Source organism: Desulfuromusa ferrireducens (assembly GCF_055389805.1).
In genome coordinates, this window is sequence record NZ_AP042415.1 from 778,192 (window position 1) to 799,218 (window position 21,027).

Below are 21,027 nucleotides of genomic sequence, written 5' to 3' on the forward strand. Positions count from 1 at the left end.
CGCAATATGTTTCCAGATGAGGATACCTATCGAAGATATCTGGAAAAAGCAATCTGGCACTCTGGTCGGCCTTGTCCTCACTGTGAACGCGTGAAGCCGTAGCTGCTTAAAGGTAATTTTCCCGTCCGGGTCTTTAGGAGTGCAGCGGTTGCAATGGGACGTTCACAGTGACAACAAACACGCGCTTGCACAGATCCAAACTGCCGCATCGAACCTGGCTGCTGGCTATGCATGCAGACTCCATCGGACTGGTGTCGCTGAGTCGGACGAAAAGCACCTTGGTGCAAGCCGAGGTTTCAACATGGAATAAAACACACGTGAGGCAAGGGACCAAGAAAATCTGTACCCATGTCGCGGCCAATCGGAAAGGCCCGGTTCGGTCTGGCGTGACATCTAATGACAGTTCTGCGGTTCTGGCACCGCACGTCAAACAGGTTGTTTTCCCCATCGATCGAATCATGACGGACCAGTTACCCCCCATGTGGCGATTAGTAAAATTAGCAATGAGAGCGTCCACCATGGCATCAAGGAATATGCTCATTGAGAGGCTCACATCAACACAACAGAATCCGTCAATGCGATCCTGGAAGGAGCCAAACAAGGGGTCTTTCATTTTGTCAGCCTCCAACACATACCTCTTTGACTCAGTGAGGTTACCGTCCGCTGGAGCAACCGTGAACCAGTGGAAAAGAAGCGAAACGGATTGTCAAAGATGGTGATGCAAGCGAAGCCGGTACTGGAACAATTCGAAAATTTCCTTGAACATACTATCGGCACCCAGCTACGACGAACTAATTTATGGCGGCGCTACTCAACCGCAGCCTTTGTTTGGTGGGTAGAACCGTTTTATTTCTTTCTTATAAACGCCGGTATATGTGAAATGGGGAGTTTTTCAATAAGAATATCCTTGTCTTCGAGGAACTCATCTACAGCCCTAGTCTCCCCGGCTACAGTTCCATAATCATCTAAAACAATCAGGCCGCCAGCAACGACCCTATCATACAAACAATTCAAAATAACCGATGTAGGAGCATAAACATCAACATCAATGTGTAGTAGGGAAATTTTTAATTCTGGATACTTTGTAACATAATCAGGGACCGTACTAACGATATCCCCTTGTATAAGCTCAAAATTTTCAAAGTTTTTGTAAGTAAAGATCCGATTCAATTCATCAGCGGGGATGCCATCCCCAGCAGAACTTTCAAATTTATCCACAAACTCTTTATCTCTGGCATCTCCCTGGTCAGGAAATTTACCAAAAGCGTCAAATCCGATAATTTTCCTGGAATAAGGACTTTCCAGTACCTGCCGAAAAGTACTAAATCTAGCAAGAGAAGCCCCTTTAAAAACCCCACACTCAACGACGTGACCAGGTAAACCGACAATTGATTTGTAAAGCTCATAGTGAGCAAGCATTTTGGGGAGTCGTGTAGGGTGGCTTGTTAAATAAAAACCATTTTCATATTCCCATTCTTTGTCGGTATCAAAACCAAAAAAAACCTCACCCACACTAGCCTCCCTGTTAATTATTTTATGCGCACACGACCTATAAACTAAAAAAAATCTGGGATATAGTCAAAAAAACGCGTAATAACTCGACCAAAAAACGATTTCTTCAGTTAAAGTTTTTTTTGACGTACCAGGAAGCCCCCAATAAGCTCCATGTCTTCTACTATTCAAAGCATCACAAACGATCCACAACACCAGTATTTAATTCACTAAGTCGAAACAGCAACACATCTCGCATCGAGTGCCTAGAACCTGTCAAAACGACCTAGCCACCATGTTGTCATTCCCTGGATTGCAACTTCTTTTCCAAGACATCCAGCTCTTCCATAGTCGGCAGCGATGTCTTGGAGCTGAAGGTTGTTCCTTCCAAAACCACCTGCAATGCACGATTGCTGTCTGGTGCAAACAGAATCGGCGCGGCCAGGTTAAGGGTGATTTTAAGATCCTCCGGCACGGTAACAACAGAGAGAACATGACAATCAGCGTTGTCGTCGATGCCGAGCTTCTGGCGTTCGCGGCCATCTGGAACGATCTTATAATCATAGTAAAAACCGACCGGCTCGGTCAGGACAAAGGCAATCTGGGGATCTTCGACACTCTGAATCCAGAACAACGGGCCATCCTTTTCGTTCGGCATAACGACAAACTTGCGCAGGTCTTCAAAGCCGATCAAGCCTTCGGGAAATTCTAGGGTATTTTCAGAATCATATTTTATTTCGCCAAAGCGTGATTGTATTGTCTTCATGTTTTTTTTCTCCCCGCATCCAAAATACTGCTCAATTCGTTCAGCTTGTCCAAATCCCACTGAGTTGCCTCCCTGTTCTCCTGTTTGATCCGGTCAAAAACTTCCTGGCGATGGATCTTCATCTCACGCGGTGCATCGATGCCGATTCGCACCCCGCCCCCCTTGAGCTCAACAACGGTGATTTTTATATCGTCACCGATGATGATTCCTTCGCCGGTTTTTCGTGTCAGTACCAACATAGCGCCTCCTGGCTGATGGTTCGTGCTACCTCCGAGCACGGTGTTTATTACTTATCGACCGCCTGGCATTTAATCCTTAGACAATTCTAAATATAATCGAGAATGGAAAGCTGCGAGACCCGACCGGTAATACTCATCGCCGCCTCAAAGCTCTGCTCCTGCTGCTGCAGGTTGGTAATGGTTTCAATAATATCTGCATCCTCAAAGCGGGAGCGAAATTCTTCCATCTCAATCTTAATCTGCTCCATGTGGTCACCAGCGGTCTCTAGTCGACGACCGATGTTCCCCTTGAAGCTGCGCTGGCTGCGCACTTGATTAGCGGCCGTCTCCAGCGGATCAATCAACGCCTGGACACCGGCCTGGTCATTGGCGCTCAAGGCTTCTTCCAACTGGGTGACCAAGGCGAACACATCGACTGCGCCGGCATCGGTGATCCCGTCGTTGTCGGCGTCACCAAGCAGCAAGCCGCTACCGGTGATGTTGACGTTGATCAACTCGTTGGGAGCGATTTCAAATTCCACCTTACCTGTATCACCATGGTAGAGAACCGGGGAGTCATGGTAGCTGGTCGTAACGGTTGCCGGTGCAGAAATAACGCCCATGGCATCTTCAATCGTGTAGCTGACAGGAGTTGCCGTGCCATCAAAACCGGGTTCGGGGGTAAAGGTCAGGCCATCGGCAACGTCAACGTCCCAAGTACCCTCACCGGGAACAACCAACTGAGCGACCGGACTCCCACCACCATCCAGCAGCGCGGCCGTATCGGTCGGAACATTCAGCACCGGCACCGGAGTCGGCCCTGGCGTCAAATTAGGGTAGTTGGGATTCAAGGCAAAAGGTGCGGTCTTTTCAGCAAAACCGGAAAACATGTATTTGCCGTCTATCTGGGCATTCCCGGAATCGAGCAGGCTTTCCCGCAGCTGATGGACTTCATCCGCGTAGGTCCGCATGTCCTGATCACTCAAAGAACTGTTAACTGTCGCTATACCGATTTCCTTGAGGCGCACCAAGGTATTTTCAATGCCATCAAGGTAGCCGTCGACTCCATCAATGCGATCCAGTCCCGATTCGATGGTTTCGATATAACGATCGGAGGATTTAATCTGAGTGCGGGCACTGAGAATCGGGCTGATTGCGGTCGGATCATCCGAAGGCCGATTGATTCGCTTGCCGGTCGCCGCCTGCAATTGCAGCGAGGCCAGCTTATCGCTGGTCCGATCCATAAATGACTGCAGGCTGCGGTATGTGGTGGTCTGCGTTGCTCTCATAGTTCACCTACCTTTTCAGCGTCAACAAAGTGTCCATCATCTCGTCGACAGTGGACAGAAATTTGGCCGACGCTTCAAAGCCTTTTTGGTATTGCAACAGGTTGATCATTTCCTCTTCCAGCGAAACGCCATCAATCCCGTCGCGCAAATTCTGTAACTGAATCAAGCTGTCTTCATGGCCTTGCACGGCCTGTCGGTTGCGAGCGGACTCGACGCCGACAGTAGCGACAATCTTGCCGTAGAAGGAAACCAAGGTATCGCTGCCGCCAAGCCCGCCAAGCGATTGCTGCTCGATTTGCAGCAGTGCCAGGGCGTTGGTATTATCGCCAGGTGCGCCACTGGTTCCGGCGGCGATTTCATTGGTGGTGGAGATGTTCATCTCCAGCGATGAGGCCATGTCAGCGTAACCAAAAACCGGTCGCGGATAGCTGCCACCGGAGAGCCCGCTGCTATCGATCAGAACATTCTCACCGCCGACATTGGGCGTGATAATCAGTGAGTTATCGGCCGGATCGACGCTGGCCGTGACATTGGCCCCGGAAGCATTGATCGCAGCAGCCATGCCGTTGACGGAATTATTGGTGCCGTCGATGGTCACTGTGGTTGCGGTACCATTGACATTCAGTTGCAGATCGCCGGTGCCGAAACTGGGTGCGGCTGGATTGGCATAGCCCTGACTGACATGGGCGGCCGGTGGGGCAAAAAACGCCTGCCCGGCAGCGCCGTTCAAATCGGTTCCGGCCTGATGCATGGCATTGACTTCAGTGGCAAAAGAATAGGCCAACTGATCCAGACGGTTGACGACATCGGGAACCGTCACATCGCGGACCTCGTAAAGACCACGGAATTCGCCGCCAAGCGAGGTCCGGCCGAGGGCGACATTGGTGGTGCCCACTTGAAGCTCAAGGTTGACATCGGTCCCGGCGTAGGAAGCGACAATATGGTTGGCAGTAGAGCCCTCGACCAGCGGCATGCCGTTTGGCAGCTGCACCGAAACGGTTCCGGTTGAGCTCTCAAAGCTGGTCGAACCGATCGCTTCGGTGAGACCTTTCAGCAGATAATCGCGGCGGTCGCGGTCGGAGTTGGCATCTTGTCCGGAGGTTTCCAAAGCCGAGATCCTGGTGTTCAACTGGCCAATTTCTTCGAGCTGCAGATTGACGCCATCAATTTTTGAGGTAATGGTGGTGTTGATGTTTTTGACCACCTGCTGGGTTTCGTTGTAAACGCTGCTAAACGAGTTACCGATCAATTCGCCGCGCTGCAACACCATCTGCCGCTCGACCTCGCCGCCGGGGTTGGTTGACAGCTGTCGCCAGGCGTCAAAAAACTGATCGAATTCATCCGACAGGCTGCCGTTGCCGATGCCGATGGTGCGCTCCAGCTCGGCGAGGGTATTGACCATACTGTTTTCCTGGCCGAAATTAGCCGCCATGTCTTTGATCTGACCATCAAGAAAAACGTCGTGGGAGCGCTCTACCGAGCCGACGGTCACCCCGGTGCCGATAAAAAAGTCACCGAAATTAAGGGCCGGATAGGGAGTTAAATTCGGGGTCTGCCGGGAATAGCCTTCGGTATTAACGTTGGCAATATTCAGACCAGTGATTTCAATCGCTTTCTGATTGGTCTGCAGAGAGGTTCTGCCCGAGTTCAATGCTGCGCTGAGTCCCATCTTTTACACCCTTCCTGACAACAGTCGACCGCCCTGAGTCAGAGCGCGTGACTGCCCTCCGCCGCCGTAAACTTCCGGCATTGCTGCCTTGCCGAAAAAGCCCATCAGGTTGCGGACCATATTAAGTCCCGTCCAGAGCAGAAAAGCGTTACGGCGATTTTCCTGATCAATCGTCCGCAGCAGGTCTTCCATCCCTGCGACCTCTTCCGGCTGAGGATTCAAAAGTGCCAGCAGAGCCTCTTTGGCCTGAACCGCCTGCTGCAGTCTAGTCATATCGAGGGCCTTAGCCGCTTCCCGCTCCTCTAGCACTAACTCCAGGAGCGTCTCAAGCGTGGCTTTAAGATCGGAGTTGGCCATCTCAGCTATCCTTCAAGATGAAAGGGAGCAGACTTGACGCGACCTTTTCCAGGTCGGGCTTGTAGGTGCCGCTGTCGATCTGCGCCTTTAGTGCCTGCAGTTTTTCTGCTCTGGCAGATTGCTGGGTGGAACTGGTTGCCTGGGCCTTGCTGGCATTCTGCAAGGCGCTGGAAAAATCAACCCGATCGGTTTTACCGGCTGCAGCTGATTGCTTAGCTGCGCCTGCCTTACCAGAACGATTAACATTCCCTAAAGGACCGAACCCCTTACCACCGATAATTTTGTCGACCATGATAGACTCCTTATTCCCCTGATTCTTCAAACTGGCCAGCAAAGGCGTCCAGCTTTTCCGTAATAGCGTCGTATGTTTGTTGTGATATTTCCGGCAGCGCGCCCCCGAAGGCCTCTTGTGCACCAAGGAAGCCCTGATCGATAGCATCTTTCATCTGCTGCAGTTTTTCTGGATCACGACCAAAGGCGTTAATGGCAAAATCGACAATCCGCTCCGATGTCTGTTCAACACCGAAATAGCCGTCTTCAGCGACCAAAGCCTGGGCGTCTTCCGGGGTCATGGTGTTGAAATCAACCTCCACATCACCGGCCTTGAATTGCAACTCAAGCCCCTGCTCCTGCAAGGTTTTTATAACCAGATTGCGTAGCAGCTCGTCGGGAGTCGCAACCTTAAGTCCGGGACCGTAGGTTTCGTCAACCTGTTCCTGGTCACCCAAGGAGACACGATCCTCAGCGGCAGGCTTAGCTGTTTCACGCTGCTTGCGTTGGATCATTTCATCCTGCTGCACGCTGGCAAAGGGCTTGGCACTGCGGGTCGGATCGATTTGATCGGTCATGATGTTCCTCCGTTGCGAAGAGTTTTTCAGTGCTGTCCTGCGGCACTGCTTCACTCTCTTTGGTACTTTATCGACGCTGGAGGATTTTTTCTTTAGCTTTTTCTGACGAAATAGAGGGGATCATGAGAAGGGCTGGCAGTTGCTGGGATTTTACCGCTGAGTCGATTGTGCGACAGCTTTACCACCAAAGCAACGGCGAACCTGAAGAGAACGAATCATCCGCCAGAAGCCAAACCTGACAAACAATTGGTACACGGATCAAATCGGATAACTTCTGATTGTAAAAACAAAACCTGGTTATCTACTTCGCTCCACCAGAAAATCGGTATTGCAAAAATATTCTAGCTTTTGTCCACGGAAGACACGGAATTTGCTCGATTCTGACTTTTCGGTGAGTTCCGTGTCTTCAGTGGACCAATATTTTTAACCGTGGGTTATCACGAAACAAACCAAGGTTAAGTCAAGTGGATAACCAGGAAGCAGAAATAAGCAGTAAAGGCCTAGCTTCTGCCCCTCTTGAAACTTAAATCCGATTTGATCAGATTTTATCCGTGTCCGATTGCTTATATGGTTTTATGCTCTTTATTGAAGAACTACTTTTGACATGTAAAGCCGTCGTACCAACTATTTTTCACCTTCATCGAGCAACTGCTGGAGCATCAAATCAGCCAGGCCTATGCCGCCACGCTCCGCCATCACTTTGGCCACTTCCGCGTCCTGCATCTGCCCATAGACCTCATCAGCGTTGCCCCGCTCAACCAATCCCCCTTCAGGGATTGTATTGCGCATATCCTTGAACATTTGCTGGATAAATATCGCCTCAAACTGCTGAGCCACCTCTTTGAGCTTTTCCGGATCCCGTCCGGCAGCCTTTTTCGGCGCCTGAGTCAAGGCTTGACTGAGCAGCTGATTTGGATCGATCTTGCTGTCCATACAAACTCCGCTTACAGAATGACCAGATCGGCATAAAGAGCGCCGGCCGCCTTGATCGCCTGGAAGATAGCAATCAAGTCGCGTGGGGTAGCGCCAATGGCATTGAGGGCCGCTGCAACATCACCGATACTGACCCCCTGCTCCAGAACCACCAGGTTGCCCTTGTCTTCGGAGACATCAAGCAAGGTGTCCGGCGACTCAACGGTCCGCCCGCTACCGAGCGCATTAGGCTGAGAAACATCGGTCTTTTCGCTGATCACCAGGCTCAGATTACCGTGAGAAACCGCCACAGTAGAAATCCGCACCCGCTCGCCCATAACAATGGTGCCGGTCTTTTCATTGACCACAATCCGCGCCAGAACATCCGGTATCACATCCAACCGTTCCAGAACAGAGACAAAGTCAACCACGCGATCCTGGTAGTTCGCGGGGATCATCACTTGCATCTGCCCGGCATCCAGAGAACGGGCGACGTTGTCACCAAACTGTTTGTTGACCGCTTCGCTCATGCGCGACACGGTGGTAAAATCTGAGTCCTTGAGCCGGTAATTCAGCTCACGCTGATCGCCGAAAGCGAAAGGTACCTCGCGCTCCACCAGAGCACCGTCAGGAATTCTACCGGCGGTCGGGTGATTCTTCTGCACCTTTGCCGCTTTACCACCAAAAGCCAGCGAACCGACCACCAGTGCTCCTTGCGAAACAGCGTATATTTTTCCGTCAGCCGCTTTGAGCGGCGTCATCATCAAGGTTCCACCGGCCAGATTATTGGCATCGCCAACCGAAGCCACCGAAACATCAATAGTGTTGCCAGCGCGGGAAAATGCCGGCAAATCAGCCGTGACGATAACCGCCGCCACGTTCGCAACCTTGACCTTATCCGGATCAACAGTCACACCGAGCCGCTCCATCATATTGACCAGCGACTGAATGGTGAACTGGGTACTGGCGCTATCACCGGTGCCGTTGAGGCCAACCACCAAACCATAACCGACCAGTTGATTGGAGCGTACCCCTTCAAGCTGAGCCAACTCTTTGATTCGTGAAGCATCAGCGGTCGACAAAAGCACCGTCGCCCAAAGAATCAACAGGATTATGATAATTTTATTCGGTATCTTTTTTAGGATCATGCTCATACTCCTGCCGCCCAAACTAAAACGGCCAGATCTGATCGAGGCCCCGAACCAACCAGCCTTGTTGTTGCTTGTCACTGATCACCCCTTCACCAACATAGGCGATACGGGCGTTGAGAACATTTTTCGAATCAACGATGTTGCGCGGCGAAACATCCGGCTGGCGAACGATGCCGGTCAAGGAGACAATCTGGGTCTCGCTGTTGACCGTGACCGTCTTATTGCCCTGAATGCGCAAGTTGCCGTTCGGCAGCACCTCGACCACCTGGGTGGTTAAAGTAGCAACCAGGTTCTCCTTGCGCGCCGTCTTGCCGCCACCGGAAAAATCGTTGGTGGTTGTAGCATCGACCAGAGCAGAAGGGTCCATTCCGGTAAAGCTGCCGATCTTCCTCTCCAGTCCGAACAGACCGGTAATTCCAGCCGACATGCTGCTGGTGCGATCGGTTTCGGTGGTCGCCTCTTTACTGGCGCTGGCGTTTTCGACAATAACCACGGTAATAATATCGCCGACGGTGCGGCCCTTCATGTCCTGAAACAGGCCTCCGCGGCTTTCTGTCCAGAGCGAACCGGACGTCTGCGGCGGCAACGGTTGCTGCATTATCGGCGCAACCGGCTCGACGTCAGCGAGATTGATATGCCTTGCCGGACCGGCACAACCGGCCAGGAGGAACAACATTACGATCAGCCAAAATACGTTTTTATTCATCTTAAAACTCCACCGACACCGTTCCGGGCGCCACCACTCGGCAAAGAACTTCTTTGCGCGAGCCGAGGTTCATCACCCGAATGGTCTCATCGAGCAAACCATCTTGCTTTGCTTCTCCAGCAGTCGACAACATCAAACCTGAACCCCGCGCTTGAATCACGACTCGCTCGCCACGTTTGATCAACGGCGGAAACTCCACCTGCTTGCGCAGCAGCGGCTGACCGAGCCGTAACGAGCGCTTCAGGCGCTTGCCAAAGACGTCATCGCCATTAAACAGCGGCTGTTTCAGTTTGGAAATATCTTGGGACTGGACACTGATATTTTGCGGGCCAAGCACTTCGCCACGACGTAGGTTATCGGTCGCAACCAAAATTTCAGCCATCGCTTCCAACTCAACGCGAATTGACCGATTGCTGAGGACCTGACCATCCACCCGCGTCAACAACGTGACGCGACGACTACCGATGACTCCCGGTTTGGCCGGAATGACCTGGTATTCGATCGCCCCTTCGGGGACCTTGAACGGTTTCGGCAAGGAGATGGAAGCGAAACGCAGCTCCACCCGCGGCAGGCGCTCGGACTCGGCGGCCAGGTAATCGTTCAGCACCTGCTCTATCTCCTGCGGGCGGATCAATTGTCCAGAAGCTACCTCCGGTCCGGCCTGAGCCAGAAGCGGGGACAGGATCAACAGAGCAAGTATGAGCAACTGTCTTCTCATCGGGTCAGCCTCTTAGCGCACTAAACCGCTGGTCATCTGCAGCATTTCATCGGCCGTCTTGATGACTTTGGAGTTGACCTCGTAAGCGCGTTGCCCGGCAATCATGTTGACCATTTCTTCCATGATGTTGACGTTCGAACCTTCCAGAAAACCTTGCGACAGGGTACCAAAACCGTCCTCACCCGGTGTTCCGTTGATCGGCGCGCCAGTGGTCGGGGTTTCAGCATAGAGGTTGCGGCCTAGGCTCTTTAATCCCGCGGGGTTGCCGAAACGGACCAATTCAATATTCCCCGCGAGGGTTGGGATACTTTCGCCATCGAGGATAACTTCGACGTTGCCACCACTACCGATGGTGATCGAGGTTGAGTTTTCCGGGATAACGATTTCCGGGACCAAAGGCAAACCATCAGAAGTCACCAAGCGGCCGGTGCTGTCTTTTTTCATCGCCCCGGAACGGCTATAAGCTTCTGTTCCATCGGGCAGAGTCACTTGGAAAAAACCGGAACCTTCAACCGCCACATCCAGCTCATTACCGGTCTGCAGGAAATCACCTGAGGTAAAAACCTTCTGTACTGCTGCAACGCGGGACCCAAGACCGACCTGCACGCCAGTAGGCACTTCGTTCCCATCAACGCCGGTTCCGGCGGCTCTACTGGTTTGATAAAGGATATCCTGAAAATCCGCCCGACTCTTCTTAAACCCGGAGCTATTAACGTTGGCCAGGTTGTTGGCAATGACATCCATATTTGTCTGTTGTGCTTGCATTCCGGTCGATGCTGTCCAAAGCGCCCTAATCATCGTTAATCTCCTTCTTTTTTTAAGCTGCAGTTTTGCAGCATTTATTTCTTACTGAACCAGGCCGATTTCGGCGGCCTTCGCGCCCATTTTGCTGTAAATCTGCAATGCCTTCTGCGTCGCTTCAAAGGCCCGTAGATTGGCGGTCATCCGCACCATGGCCTGCATCATGTCGACGTTGGAGCCTTCCAGATTATTCTGCACCAGTTGCGGTTTCGGATGTGGTTCCGGTTGACTGCCATCGGAGGGAAGAAAAAGACTCCCTGGTGCACGTTGCAAAATCGAAGTATCTTCGAACTTGAATACGGCGATCTGTGCGATCGGCTCGGCGTTGTACCAGATGGCCCCATCCGGTGCGATATCGACATCGGGACTCGGCAAGGTAATCGAACCACCACCGGCACTCATCACCGGCCGCCCATCGGTATTGATCAAGGTCCCTTCTGCATCCAGCTTGAAGGTTCCTTTACGGCTGAAAGCGAGACTGCCGTCAGCCTGCTCAACCTGGAAAAAACCGTCTCCGTTGATCCCCACATGCAAGGGTTCGCCGGTATACTCCAGTTGCCCGGGGGTAAAATCGATGGTTTCCTCCGCAACGCGGACAAAATTGACTCCCTTAGTCGCCATCCCGGATTGAGCTTCGGCAAGTTGTGCCTGGAACGTCGGGACACCTTTTTTATAGGCGTAGGTTTTTACCGACGCCAGTTGCTCGCTGATGTTATTCATCATCTGCATCCGGCCGACTAACCCTGCGACTGCTCCATACTTACCATCTGCCATTTAACTCTCTCCCATCCCTTAACTGTTGCCTACTTGTCGACCACCCGGCGAAAATAGTTTAGCGTCTCACTTAGCCGAGGCGGCAGGTCTTAACTTCGCCAGCCGCAGCAGTTGTTCCACCTCGGCAATCGGCAGCTGTAATGCCTCTGCGATCCCCTTGGCATCGAGCCCTTGGGCGGAGAGTGAACCAATATAACGATATTTTTCCGCCGAATTCCGCGGTGGGGTCGCTTGCGTTTCTTGCAGTTGCTGACGCTCGACCGCATCCAGGCTGGTCGAAAAATTGACAGGGCTTTTACTATCGGGCGTCGGGTTACTGACAACTTGGTTGCGCAGCTCGCTCACTTCGCGCCTCAGCTTGCGTACCCCCTGCAGCTGCCAAAGGGCTAGCAACAGTGCAAACAGGGCCAAACAGCCGACCAGCAACAATGAAAGTTGTCCAGAGAGCATCACTTATTCTCCACCACGCAGGGCATTGATGCTGTGCCTCATCTTGCCTTTGAGCTTACCCAGGGCCTGACTATGCAACTGAGAAATCCGTCCTTCGGTCAGCTCTAAAACTTCAGAAATTTCCTTCTGCGACAGCTCTTCGTAGTAGAGCAAGGCAATCACCAGCCGCTCCTTTTCCGAAAGATGCTCCAGATAACCGGCCAGTTCCTTGGTCAGTTCCCCCGCTTCCATCCGCTCCTGAACACTTGCCTGGCGGGTATCTTCGAGGTTATCGATAAAGGACTTGCCACTCTCGTCATTGTCATCGAGTTTTTCGTGCAGGCTGACGGTGCCAAGCTGGCTGACCTGCAGTTTTAATTCGTGAAAACTATCCAGCCCCAAGTCCAGTTCTTCAGCCAGTTCGGCATCTTCTGGCGCCCGCCCAAGCCGTTTTCCGAGGGCGTCGGTCACCTTGGTCAAACGCGACTGCTTTTCCCGCATGGTGCGAGAAAACCAATCCATGCGCCGTACTTCATCAAAAACGGCACCACGGATGCGCCGTTCAGCAAATGTCTTAAACAACACTCCCCGACGCGGATCGAAGCGACTGGCGGCATCCATCAGTCCCATCAGTGCGGCACTGCGAATATCATCCCGGCCGACAAAGGCCGGCACCTGGGTCATCATCCGGTCGACCAGAAAATCGACCAGCGACAGATGTGCCTCGATCATCTTTTCCCGTTCCGCCGGTCCCGGCGGGCCATATCCGTTCGTATATGCCATCAATTCGCCTCCGAATCGACTCCGAGAAACTGCTTCCAGAAAAACTGCAGCGTTCCTTGGGCTTGTTTATTCATCGGCGTATCAATCAGATTCTCCGCCAATTCGACAAACGCCTTGGAGACCTTATGGTCGGGACAGAGGTCGACCATCACCTGCTGCTGGCGTACCGAATCATGCATTTTGCGGTCGAAGGGGATACAACCGAGATAATCGATGGAGATATCAAGATAGCGACCGGAAACCATGGTCAGTTTTTCAAAGACGTCAAGACCTTCATCCGGTTCGTGCACCGAGTTAACTGCCAACAGAAAACTCTTCTGGTGATACTGGGTGGAAAGGAGCTTCATCAATGCGTAGGCATCGGTGATTGCAGTCGGTTCCGGGGTGGTCACCACCAGGATGTCCTGGGCGGCAACGTTGAAATAGGTGACATTGTCGGAGATCCCCGCTTCGGTATCGATCAACACCACGTCGAACTGCTCCTCCATGGCATCCAGGGAATCGATCAGACGCATTTTCAACTGACCATCGAGCCGCGTAAACTGTTGTACGCCAGACCCGGCCGGGAGAATTTTAAGCCCATGCGGTCCTTCAACCATCACCTCCTCAAGGCTGCGTTCGCCATTAAAGAAATGATTGAGATTATAGGGAGGGGACAGACCAAGAACCACGTCAACGTTGGCTAAACCCAGGTCGGCGTCGATGATCAGGACCTTTTTGCCCAGCTTGGCCAGAGACACCGCCACGTTCGAAACAACGGCGGTCTTGCCAACGCCACCCTTCCCGCTAGTGATCGATAACACTCGCGTTGCCGGCATGTTTAATTCAACTGCTGTATTATCGAGCTGGTCCTGCATGTTGCGTAAGGTGCCAGCTTGATCGGTGGCTCCATTCATCATACGGCCATCCTCCGTGATTCCGTCTCAGTGCCCATAACCAGGTTCGCTACCGTTGCCGGTTCGGCCAACAACAGATCTTCTGGCACCTGCTGACCGTTGGTCAAATAGGCCAGCGGCAGATTGCTGCGGGTCGGGAGGTTGATCAACGCACCACAGCGGTCTGTTTCATCCAGCTTGGTAAAGATCAAGCGGGAAATTGGTAATTTACTGAAGGCCTCTAAACTTTTCTGTTGCAAACGTTCGTCGGTCGGTGCGGCCAACACCAGGCAGTTTTCGACCTGTGAGCCTTGACCAAGAAATTCATTCAATTCGGCAATTCTTTCGCCATCGCGGGGACTGCGCCCGGCAGTATCGATGAGGATCAGATCCTTATCACGATGACGGCGAAAAGCGTCCTGCAATTGCTCGGGAGAAAGAACCACCTCAACCGGTAGTCCCATAATCTCGCCGTAAATTTTCAGCTGTTCAACGGCAGCAATGCGGTAGGTATCGATGGTCACCAGGGCGATTCGAGCACCTGCACCAATTGCTTCGGCGGCCAATTTAGCGATGGTGGTGGTCTTGCCAACACCGGTTGGGCCGATCAGGGAAATCCGTTTCTGCGGCTCACCCGCTTGCCACAAAGGACCGGTCGATTGCACCAGATTGGCGATGGTACCGGTCAAAAACTCGCGACAGAGCTGCGGTTCCTGCCGTTGCCGATCACTCATCTGCTGAGCGGAAAAACGGGCGATGGTCGCGGCGGCGTCACTGTCAATGCCCTGCTCAACCAACAGGTCGATCAAATCGGTCAGCTCGGGCACAACAGACTTGACCTGTTGGGAAACCGCAGCCTGACGCCGTGGCAGCAGCGGCTCTACGACCGGGATCGCTTCGGCGGCAACTGCCGGCACTTCTGGCTGTGGAGCAACCGCAACCGCCGGTGATCCTTGCGCATCGACCAGACCTTGCATCAGCCCTTTAAGCTGATCAATCTCAGCCTGCAGGTGACTGACATTCTGTGACTCAAGCTGTGAACGCAAGGTGCGGACTTCATCTTCCAAGGCATGACTGACCGGAGCAGGGACCGCCTTTGGCAAATCGACCAGTTCGTCCTCAAGCGTCGCCATCCGGTTAAGATAAGCGGCGGGGATCGCTTGCGGAGCCGGCTTTTGCGCCGCGGGCTGCACATTTCTATTTGAACTGGTCTTCATTGCCGGCGACTCGATGGCGGCCGTCACTTCTATGACCTGCTTGCCAAGCACGCCCAAACCCTTTTTACGCAAGGTCTTGGTGGAAAGAATCAGCGCATCAGCACCAAGGGTTTCCTTGACCTGCTTGAGGGCACTCGCCATATCATTTGCTTCGAATTTTCTAACTAACATCGACAGTCACCGTTCCTACCGACCGCACCTTGAGGTGGGGTGCGATCTCGTTGTGGGAGATGATAGCCAGGCTTGGCAGGTAGCGCTCGGTCAACCTTTTGACATGGAGTCGGATTGTTGGCGTACAGAGCAGTACCGGAGTTGCCCCGGCCATATTCTGCAGCGTCTGGGTCAGGCTGTTAATCAGCGACTGAGCAAACCCAGGCTCGAGGGCCAGATAAGACCCCTGTTCCGTGGTGTGCAGCGCTTCCTGAATCCTGGTTTCGACATCGCGATCAAAGGTCATCACTTCTAATACCTGCCCATCTTGGCTGTAGCTGTTACTGATCGATCGGGCCAGTACCGCCCGAACATGTTCTGTTAACTGATCAGGATCTTGCACAACTGGTGCCCAATCTGCCAAAGTTTCTAAAATAGTTCTAAGATCACGCACGGAGACGGCTTCCCGCAACAGGTTCTGCAGTACGCGCATCGTCACACCGAGGCTGAGCAGGTTCGGGACCAGCTCCTCCACCAACTTCGGATATTCGTTGGCCAGGTTATCGAGCAGGTTCTGGGTTTCCTGACGACCGAGCAGTTCATGACCATGCTGCTTGATCAGTTCGCTTAAGTGGGTGGCGACGACAGTGGTGTTATCAACCACGGTGTAACCGGAGATCTGCGCCCGCTCTTTTTTGTCCTCAGGAATCCAGATCGCCGGAAGTTTGAAGGCCGGCTCAATCGTCTCTATCCCCTTGATCGTCTCAGTCGCCGTACCGGGATTCATTGCCAGATAATGACCGGGCAGCAGCTCTCCACCGCCGATCTTCACCCCTTTAAGGATGATGGCGTATTCGTTCGGCTTGAGCTGCAGGTTATCCTTGATATGCACCGGCGGGACGATAAAGCCCATGTCGAGGGCAAACTGACGACGGATCGATTTGATGCGCGGCAGCAATTCGCCATTCTGGGTCGCATCGACCAGTGGGATCAGACCGTAGCCGACTTCCATTTCAAGCAGATCGACGGAAAGCATCTGCTCGTAGTTCTCTTCGGTCAATTGTTTCGGTTCTGGGGCCTCGGCGGCCAATTCCTCGACCGAAGCGGCCTGCTCCTTGGTTTTCTGCACCCGGTAAGCAATACCTGCCAGCATGATGGAAATCAGGAAGAAGGGGATGTGCGGCAGGCCGGGAATCAGCGCAAAGACCAGCAGAATACCGGAAACCACCCACAGTGCCCGCGGGTGGACCGAAAACTGACGCTTCATCTCGGTGCCGAAATCCTCGTCGCCGGCGGTTCGGGTCACCATGATACCAGCACCGGTCGAGATGATCAGCGCTGGGATCTGTCCGACCAGACCATCACCAACAGTAAGGATGGTGTAATTGGCAGCCGCCTCGGCCATCGGCATCCCTTTTTGCACGACGCCGATGACAAAGCCGGCACCGATGTTAATCAGGGTGATGATGATGCCGGCGATGGCATCCCCTTTGACGAATTTACTGGCACCATCCATGGCACCGAAAAAATCGGACTCGGCAGCAACCTCGGCCCGTCTTTTCCGTGCATCATTATCGTCGATCAAACCGGCATTGAGATCGGCATCGATGGCCATCTGCTTGCCCGGCATGGCATCCAGAGTAAAACGCGCCGCGACCTCGGCAACCCGACCGGCACCCTTGGTAATAACCATGAAGTTGATCAAAACCAGGATGGCGAAGATAACGATCCCGACCACGTAATTGCCGCCGACCACAAACTGGCCGAAGGACTGAATGACACTACCGGCCGCGCTCGGCCCCTCGTCGCCATGCAATAAGATCAGCCGGGTCGAGGCGACATTGAGGGAGAGTCGAAACAGGGTTGTTATCAGCAGGATACTGGGAAAGACGGCAAAATCGAGCGCCCTGGTGGTGTAGAGGGCGATAACCAGAATCAATAAACCGATGGTAATGTTGAGCGACAAAAAAATGTCGAGCAGCATCGGTGGCACCGGCAAAATCATCAGCATCAGAATCAACACCAGCCCAAGTGCGACCAGCACATCACTGCGCAATACTTTTTCTCGCCAGTTACCAGCGGTTATTCCATCAAAACCTGCCATAGTTACTCCTGGATCCTGAATTCTGACAGCGACCTGTCAAGCTTTTGGCATTCGTTTTCGCCGCGCTATGATCACTGCATTATCTTTGTTATTTCAGTAAATTAACGATTTTTCAAACCATAAACGTAGGCCAGAATCTCGGCCACCGCTTTGAACATTTCCTCGGGTACCTGCGCACCTACTTCCATCTTGTACAAGGCCCGTGCCACCGGCTTATTTTCGACGATCGGCACCTGGTGTTCACGGGCAATTTCACGGATCCGAAAGGCCAGGTGGTCAGCGCCCATAGCCACAATCGTCGGCGCATCCATCTCCTCGCGGTTATAGGTGATCGCCACCGACAAGTGGGTCGGGTTGGTGATGATGACATCGGCCTTCGGTACCTCAGACATCATCCGTTTGCGCGCCATTTCCTGCTGCGTAGAACGAATCCGGGCCTTAAGCTGCGGATCGCCTTCGGTCTCCTTGAACTCCTCTTTGATCTCCTGCTTGGTCATCTTCATTTTCTGCTCCATCTCGTAGCGACTGAAGGTAAAATCGATGATTGCCAGCACGATCAGAATGCCGCAGGATTTGGCCATGACCAGATAGGCGGTTTGGGCAAGAAAGACCACCGTCTGCGACAGGTCAAGGTTGACCAGTATCAAGGCGGTGGAAAACTCGTTACTGACCGTGCTGTAAGCCACGGCACCGATCAACGCCACCTTGGAGAGAGACTTAACCAGCTCCACCGCCGAACGCTTGGAGACGAACTTCGCCATCCCCTTAATGACGTTGAACTTACTCAGGCTCGGTTCGAGTGGTTTCAGGGTGAACAGTGGTCCGACCTGGAGAAATGAAGAGAAGAAGCCGACCACCATGGTCAACAGGAAAATCGGCCAGAGCAGGCCGCCGAGCATAGCCACAACCTTCCAGAGCAGATTAATCGCGCTAAGCGGGGTCGCCTCGAAATGTCCCATCATTCGCAGAAAGGTGCTCATCAAGTCGTTCAGGTCGGACCAGAAGGAACGTGCGTAAAAAAGCCAGAGCAGCAGGGAAAAGGTCATCAAAGCAGCGGTTCCAACCTCTTTACTTTGTGCGACCTGACCTTTTTTACGGAAATCATCGCGACGTTTTCCCGTCGCCTCTTCGGTTTTTTCCTGATCGGAGTCAGCCATAGCTTAACCTCGACAGCCGTTAAACAGCTATCTGCTGCGTTTCCAGCAACCGTGAACCAGCGACCTGAGGTTTCAAGTCAGCAAAACGGTGGCGGAATTTTGGCAGTTATTGGTGAGAAAAATTAGAGCAAACTGAAGAGTTGCAAAAATCGATCCGCAAGTTCAGAAAATTCTTTACTGAGCATTGTGGCGAAGATACCGATGGTCGCACCCATGATAATAAAGGAGACACCGATATTGATCGGGAAGGAGAGCATGAAGACATTGAGCTGCGGAAAAACCCGGGCCATGATGCCGAGGGTCAGATTGGCCATCATCAGCAGAGCGATGACCGGAGCAACCATCTGGATACTGAGCACCAGGGAATGGTTGGCCACCTCCATGATCATCGGGATTGCGCCGCCAGCCAGATTGAGGCTCCCCGGGGGCAACATCTCAAAGGAAGCAACGATAGCGCGGAAAAACAGGTGATGAACATCGAGGGCGAGAAACAGCAAAATGGCAAAGATGCCCTGAAACTGTGAGATTAGAGCGACCTGCCGCTGGGTGGTTGGGTCAAACACGTTGGCGGCGGCGAAGCCCATCTGGTAACCGATCAAGGATCCGGCAAATTCGGCGGACATGAACACCAATTGGGCCAGAAATCCGACCATCAATCCGAGAATGGTTTCCTGGGCCAGCAGCAATGCCAACTCGATCGCACCAAAGCTCTGATCAGGGATAAAGACTGAGACCACCGGATAGATCAGCAGGGTAAAAAGCACGACAATACCGATCCGCATCTGCGATGGAATCTGACCACCGCTAAAAACCGGTATCGAACCGATCATCGAACCGACCCGCGCCAGACAGATCAGAAAGCCCTGAATCAACGGTAAGGTGAATTCGGGTAAATCCATCACCGTTCCCCGCGCTGCTTACTGGCCAACATTTGGCAATTGGTTGAAAATCATGATTAAAAAGGCGGTGAGTTTTTGCATCATCCAGGGAGCAAAGATCAGCAGGGTAACAAAAACCCCAACGATCTTCGGAATAAAGGTCATGGTCTGTTCGTTGATCTGGGTGGCTGCCTGAAAAATGCTGATGATCAGGCCGACGACCAGCGCAACAATCAGCATCGGAGCAGCCACCATCAGTGTCGTTTCAATCGCCTGGCGACCGATATCTATGACAAATTCAGGAGTCATCAGCCAAAACTCTGCACCAGTGAACCGATCACCAGCGTCCAGCCGTCAACCAGCACGAACAATAGAATTTTGAAGGGCAATGAGACAATAATCGGCGGCAGCATCATCATGCCCATCGCCATCAGAATTGAGGCGACGATCATATCAATCATCAAAAAAGGCACGAACAGCAAAAACCCCATCTGAAAGGCGCGCTTGAGTTCGGAAAGCATAAAGGCCGGGATCAGGGTTAACATCGAAATATCGTCCTGGTTTTCCGGCTGCGGGGCCTGGGAGATATCGACCAACAGCTGCAGGTCTTTTTCACCGACCTGGGAAAACATGAAATCGCGCATTGGCGTCAGCGCCTCTTGCAGGGCCTGTTCCTGGTTGATCTGTTGGGCCAGGTAAGGCTGCACGGCGTTATCATTGATCCGTTCGAAAACCGGGGCCATGACGAAAAAGGTCAGGAACAGGGCCAGACCGATAACGATTTGGTTCGACGGCGCCTGCTGGGTGCCCATCGCCTGCCGGACAAAAGACAAAACGATGACAATACGGGTAAAACCGGTGGTCATCAACAGGATTGCTGGCGCCACCGAGAGGATCGTCAGAACAATCAACGCCTGCAGAGCGGTGGAGACTTCACCCGGTTCGGTCGCTTCGCCGATACCGAGGGTAATGGTCGGCAGCCCGGCAGCAAAGGCGGCCACCGGCAGCAGCAGCAGCAGGAGGAAAAGAGCGATTTTCAGTTTCACGATGCGTCACCCTCCAGCTCTTCCTGCAGGGCACTGGAAAAATCACTGCGCGGCGGCAGCTTGCTCAAACATTCGATCCGCTCATTGCTCAGTCCCAACAACATGTCTTCGCCCCGCACCGAAACCAGGCAGAGGAATTTCTTACCGCCTAGCGACTTGGTTTCGATGATCTTGATCGCCCCATCACGCGGCTTGGGCAAAAAACCGAAACCTTTGCGACTGGCGGCATAGAAAAGTAACAGCAGACCGACAATCACCGCCAGCGCGGCGATCATTTTCAACGCCGGACCCAGCATGCTGGCATCATCGGCCATATCCGCCGCCAGCGCCAAAGAAGGCGATAACAGCAGAATAATGCTTAAAAGACGCGTTTTCATCCGAGGTTTTCAATCCGCTCTGAGGGACTAACAACATCGGTCAAACGAAGACCAAACTTATCGTTGACCACCACCGCTTCACCACGGGCGATCAACCGGCCATTAACGTAGAGATCGAGCGGTTCTCCGGCCAGTTTGTCGAGCTCGATCAAGGTTCCTTCCTGCATCTGCAGCAGATCGCGAACGAGAATTTTTGACCGGCCGACTTCTACCGAAACCTGCAGCGGAATATCAAGCAGCAGGTCGATACCACGCCCGTCAAGATCACTTTTCCCACCATCAGGCAGTTGCTGTCCACTGTCCTTATTCAT

Annotated in this window: 26 protein-coding genes; 1 reads left to right on the forward strand and 25 read right to left on the reverse strand. The window is 52.9% G+C overall.

Translation table 11 applies throughout. From position 1 onward, the window contains the following. Positions 1 to 6 precede the first annotated feature (6 nt). Positions 7 to 102 (forward strand): transposase, encoded by a 96-nt coding sequence (locus ACZ5PT_RS03415; protein ID WP_464265403.1) that lies wholly within the window; start codon positions 7 to 9, stop codon positions 100 to 102. Positions 103 to 846: 744 nt separating this feature from the next. Here the strand turns inward: ACZ5PT_RS03415 and ACZ5PT_RS03420 are convergent. The 25 genes from ACZ5PT_RS03420 to fliN all read right to left on the reverse strand — a co-directional run bounded on the left by ACZ5PT_RS03420 (position 847) and on the right by fliN (position 21,027). After that, entirely contained in the window at positions 847 to 1,512 is a 666-nt protein-coding gene (locus ACZ5PT_RS03420; RefSeq protein WP_464265404.1) for a TylF/MycF/NovP-related O-methyltransferase, read from the reverse strand. A gap of 280 nt (positions 1,513 to 1,792) precedes the next feature. After that, positions 1,793 to 2,257: a flagellar assembly protein FliW gene (locus tag ACZ5PT_RS03425; RefSeq protein WP_464265405.1), complete on the reverse strand. Its 465-nt coding sequence runs from the start codon at positions 2,255 to 2,257 to the stop codon at positions 1,793 to 1,795. After that, the gene (gene csrA / locus ACZ5PT_RS03430; RefSeq protein WP_464265406.1) at positions 2,254 to 2,496 is read right to left on the reverse strand and encodes a carbon storage regulator CsrA; all 243 of its coding nucleotides are present in this window, start codon (positions 2,494 to 2,496) and stop codon (positions 2,254 to 2,256) included. The genes ACZ5PT_RS03425 and csrA overlap by 4 nt, the downstream gene beginning before the upstream one ends. Before the next feature lie 86 nt (positions 2,497 to 2,582). Further along, positions 2,583 to 3,764 carry a flagellar hook-associated protein FlgL gene (flgL, locus tag ACZ5PT_RS03435; RefSeq protein WP_464265407.1) on the reverse strand — a complete coding sequence of 394 codons (1,182 nt, stop codon included), beginning with the start codon at positions 3,762 to 3,764 and terminating at the stop codon, positions 2,583 to 2,585. 7 nt (positions 3,765 to 3,771) lie between these two features. Continuing rightward, positions 3,772 to 5,433: a flagellar hook-associated protein FlgK gene (flgK, locus tag ACZ5PT_RS03440; protein ID WP_464265408.1), complete on the reverse strand. Its 1,662-nt coding sequence runs from the start codon at positions 5,431 to 5,433 to the stop codon at positions 3,772 to 3,774. A 3-nt stretch (positions 5,434 to 5,436) separates the two neighbouring features. Continuing rightward, entirely contained in the window at positions 5,437 to 5,790 is a 354-nt protein-coding gene (locus ACZ5PT_RS03445; protein WP_464265409.1) for a hypothetical protein, read from the reverse strand. Between the two features lies 1 nt (position 5,791). After that, positions 5,792 to 6,082 carry a flagellar biosynthesis anti-sigma factor FlgM gene (gene flgM, locus ACZ5PT_RS03450; protein WP_464265410.1) on the reverse strand — a complete coding sequence of 97 codons (291 nt, stop codon included), beginning with the start codon at positions 6,080 to 6,082 and terminating at the stop codon, positions 5,792 to 5,794. Positions 6,083 to 6,092: 10 nt separating this feature from the next. Then, positions 6,093 to 6,638, reverse strand: a complete 546-nt coding sequence (locus ACZ5PT_RS03455; RefSeq protein ID WP_464265411.1) for a hypothetical protein — start codon at positions 6,636 to 6,638, stop codon at positions 6,093 to 6,095. 624 nt (positions 6,639 to 7,262) lie between these two features. After that, positions 7,263 to 7,571, reverse strand: coding sequence for a rod-binding protein (locus ACZ5PT_RS03460; protein ID WP_464265412.1), 309 nt, complete (start codon positions 7,569 to 7,571; stop codon positions 7,263 to 7,265). Positions 7,572 to 7,582: 11 nt separating this feature from the next. Next, on the reverse strand, positions 7,583 to 8,698 hold the full coding sequence (locus tag ACZ5PT_RS03465; protein ID WP_464265413.1) for a flagellar basal body P-ring protein FlgI: 1,116 nt from the start codon (positions 8,696 to 8,698) through the stop codon (positions 7,583 to 7,585). A gap of 22 nt (positions 8,699 to 8,720) precedes the next feature. Further along, a complete protein-coding gene (locus tag ACZ5PT_RS03470) occupies positions 8,721 to 9,407 on the reverse strand; it encodes a flagellar basal body L-ring protein FlgH (RefSeq protein ID WP_464265414.1) in 687 nt (228 codons plus the stop codon). Position 9,408: 1 nt separating this feature from the next. Next, positions 9,409 to 10,125 carry a flagellar basal body P-ring formation chaperone FlgA gene (flgA, locus tag ACZ5PT_RS03475; RefSeq protein ID WP_464265415.1) on the reverse strand — a complete coding sequence of 239 codons (717 nt, stop codon included), beginning with the start codon at positions 10,123 to 10,125 and terminating at the stop codon, positions 9,409 to 9,411. Positions 10,126 to 10,137: 12 nt separating this feature from the next. Beyond that, entirely contained in the window at positions 10,138 to 10,923 is a 786-nt protein-coding gene (gene flgG, locus ACZ5PT_RS03480; protein WP_464265416.1) for a flagellar basal-body rod protein FlgG, read from the reverse strand. A 48-nt stretch (positions 10,924 to 10,971) separates the two neighbouring features. Further along, a complete protein-coding gene (locus ACZ5PT_RS03485; RefSeq protein WP_464265417.1) occupies positions 10,972 to 11,700 on the reverse strand; it encodes a flagellar hook-basal body protein in 729 nt (242 codons plus the stop codon). A 66-nt stretch (positions 11,701 to 11,766) separates the two neighbouring features. Next, complete coding sequence (locus ACZ5PT_RS03490) at positions 11,767 to 12,150, reverse strand: hypothetical protein (protein WP_464265418.1); 384 nt, start codon at positions 12,148 to 12,150, stop codon at positions 11,767 to 11,769. Between the two features lie 3 nt (positions 12,151 to 12,153). Continuing rightward, positions 12,154 to 12,912 (reverse strand): FliA/WhiG family RNA polymerase sigma factor, encoded by a 759-nt coding sequence (locus tag ACZ5PT_RS03495; protein ID WP_464265419.1) that lies wholly within the window; start codon positions 12,910 to 12,912, stop codon positions 12,154 to 12,156. After that, a complete protein-coding gene (locus ACZ5PT_RS03500; protein ID WP_464265420.1) occupies positions 12,912 to 13,811 on the reverse strand; it encodes a MinD/ParA family protein in 900 nt (299 codons plus the stop codon). Before ACZ5PT_RS03500 ends, ACZ5PT_RS03495 begins: the two co-directional genes overlap by 1 nt. Beyond that, complete coding sequence (gene flhF / locus ACZ5PT_RS03505) at positions 13,808 to 15,175, reverse strand: flagellar biosynthesis protein FlhF (protein WP_464265421.1); 1,368 nt, start codon at positions 15,173 to 15,175, stop codon at positions 13,808 to 13,810. The genes ACZ5PT_RS03500 and flhF overlap by 4 nt, the downstream gene beginning before the upstream one ends. Beyond that, positions 15,165 to 17,258, reverse strand: coding sequence for a flagellar biosynthesis protein FlhA (gene flhA / locus ACZ5PT_RS03510; protein ID WP_464265422.1), 2,094 nt, complete (start codon positions 17,256 to 17,258; stop codon positions 15,165 to 15,167). The genes flhF and flhA overlap by 11 nt, the downstream gene beginning before the upstream one ends. Positions 17,259 to 17,359: 101 nt before the next feature. Then, positions 17,360 to 18,415: a flagellar biosynthesis protein FlhB gene (gene flhB / locus ACZ5PT_RS03515; protein ID WP_464265423.1), complete on the reverse strand. Its 1,056-nt coding sequence runs from the start codon at positions 18,413 to 18,415 to the stop codon at positions 17,360 to 17,362. A gap of 122 nt (positions 18,416 to 18,537) precedes the next feature. After that, on the reverse strand, positions 18,538 to 19,314 hold the full coding sequence (gene fliR / locus ACZ5PT_RS03520) for a flagellar biosynthetic protein FliR (protein WP_464265424.1): 777 nt from the start codon (positions 19,312 to 19,314) through the stop codon (positions 18,538 to 18,540). A gap of 18 nt (positions 19,315 to 19,332) precedes the next feature. Further along, positions 19,333 to 19,602: a flagellar biosynthesis protein FliQ gene (gene fliQ / locus ACZ5PT_RS03525; protein WP_464265425.1), complete on the reverse strand. Its 270-nt coding sequence runs from the start codon at positions 19,600 to 19,602 to the stop codon at positions 19,333 to 19,335. Then, positions 19,602 to 20,339: a flagellar type III secretion system pore protein FliP gene (fliP, locus tag ACZ5PT_RS03530; RefSeq protein ID WP_464265426.1), complete on the reverse strand. Its 738-nt coding sequence runs from the start codon at positions 20,337 to 20,339 to the stop codon at positions 19,602 to 19,604. Before fliP ends, fliQ begins: the two co-directional genes overlap by 1 nt. Then, positions 20,336 to 20,716, reverse strand: a complete 381-nt coding sequence (locus tag ACZ5PT_RS03535; RefSeq protein WP_464265427.1) for a FliO/MopB family protein — start codon at positions 20,714 to 20,716, stop codon at positions 20,336 to 20,338. Before ACZ5PT_RS03535 ends, fliP begins: the two co-directional genes overlap by 4 nt. Beyond that, entirely contained in the window at positions 20,713 to 21,027 is a 315-nt protein-coding gene (fliN, locus tag ACZ5PT_RS03540) for a flagellar motor switch protein FliN (RefSeq protein ID WP_464266704.1), read from the reverse strand. Before fliN ends, ACZ5PT_RS03535 begins: the two co-directional genes overlap by 4 nt.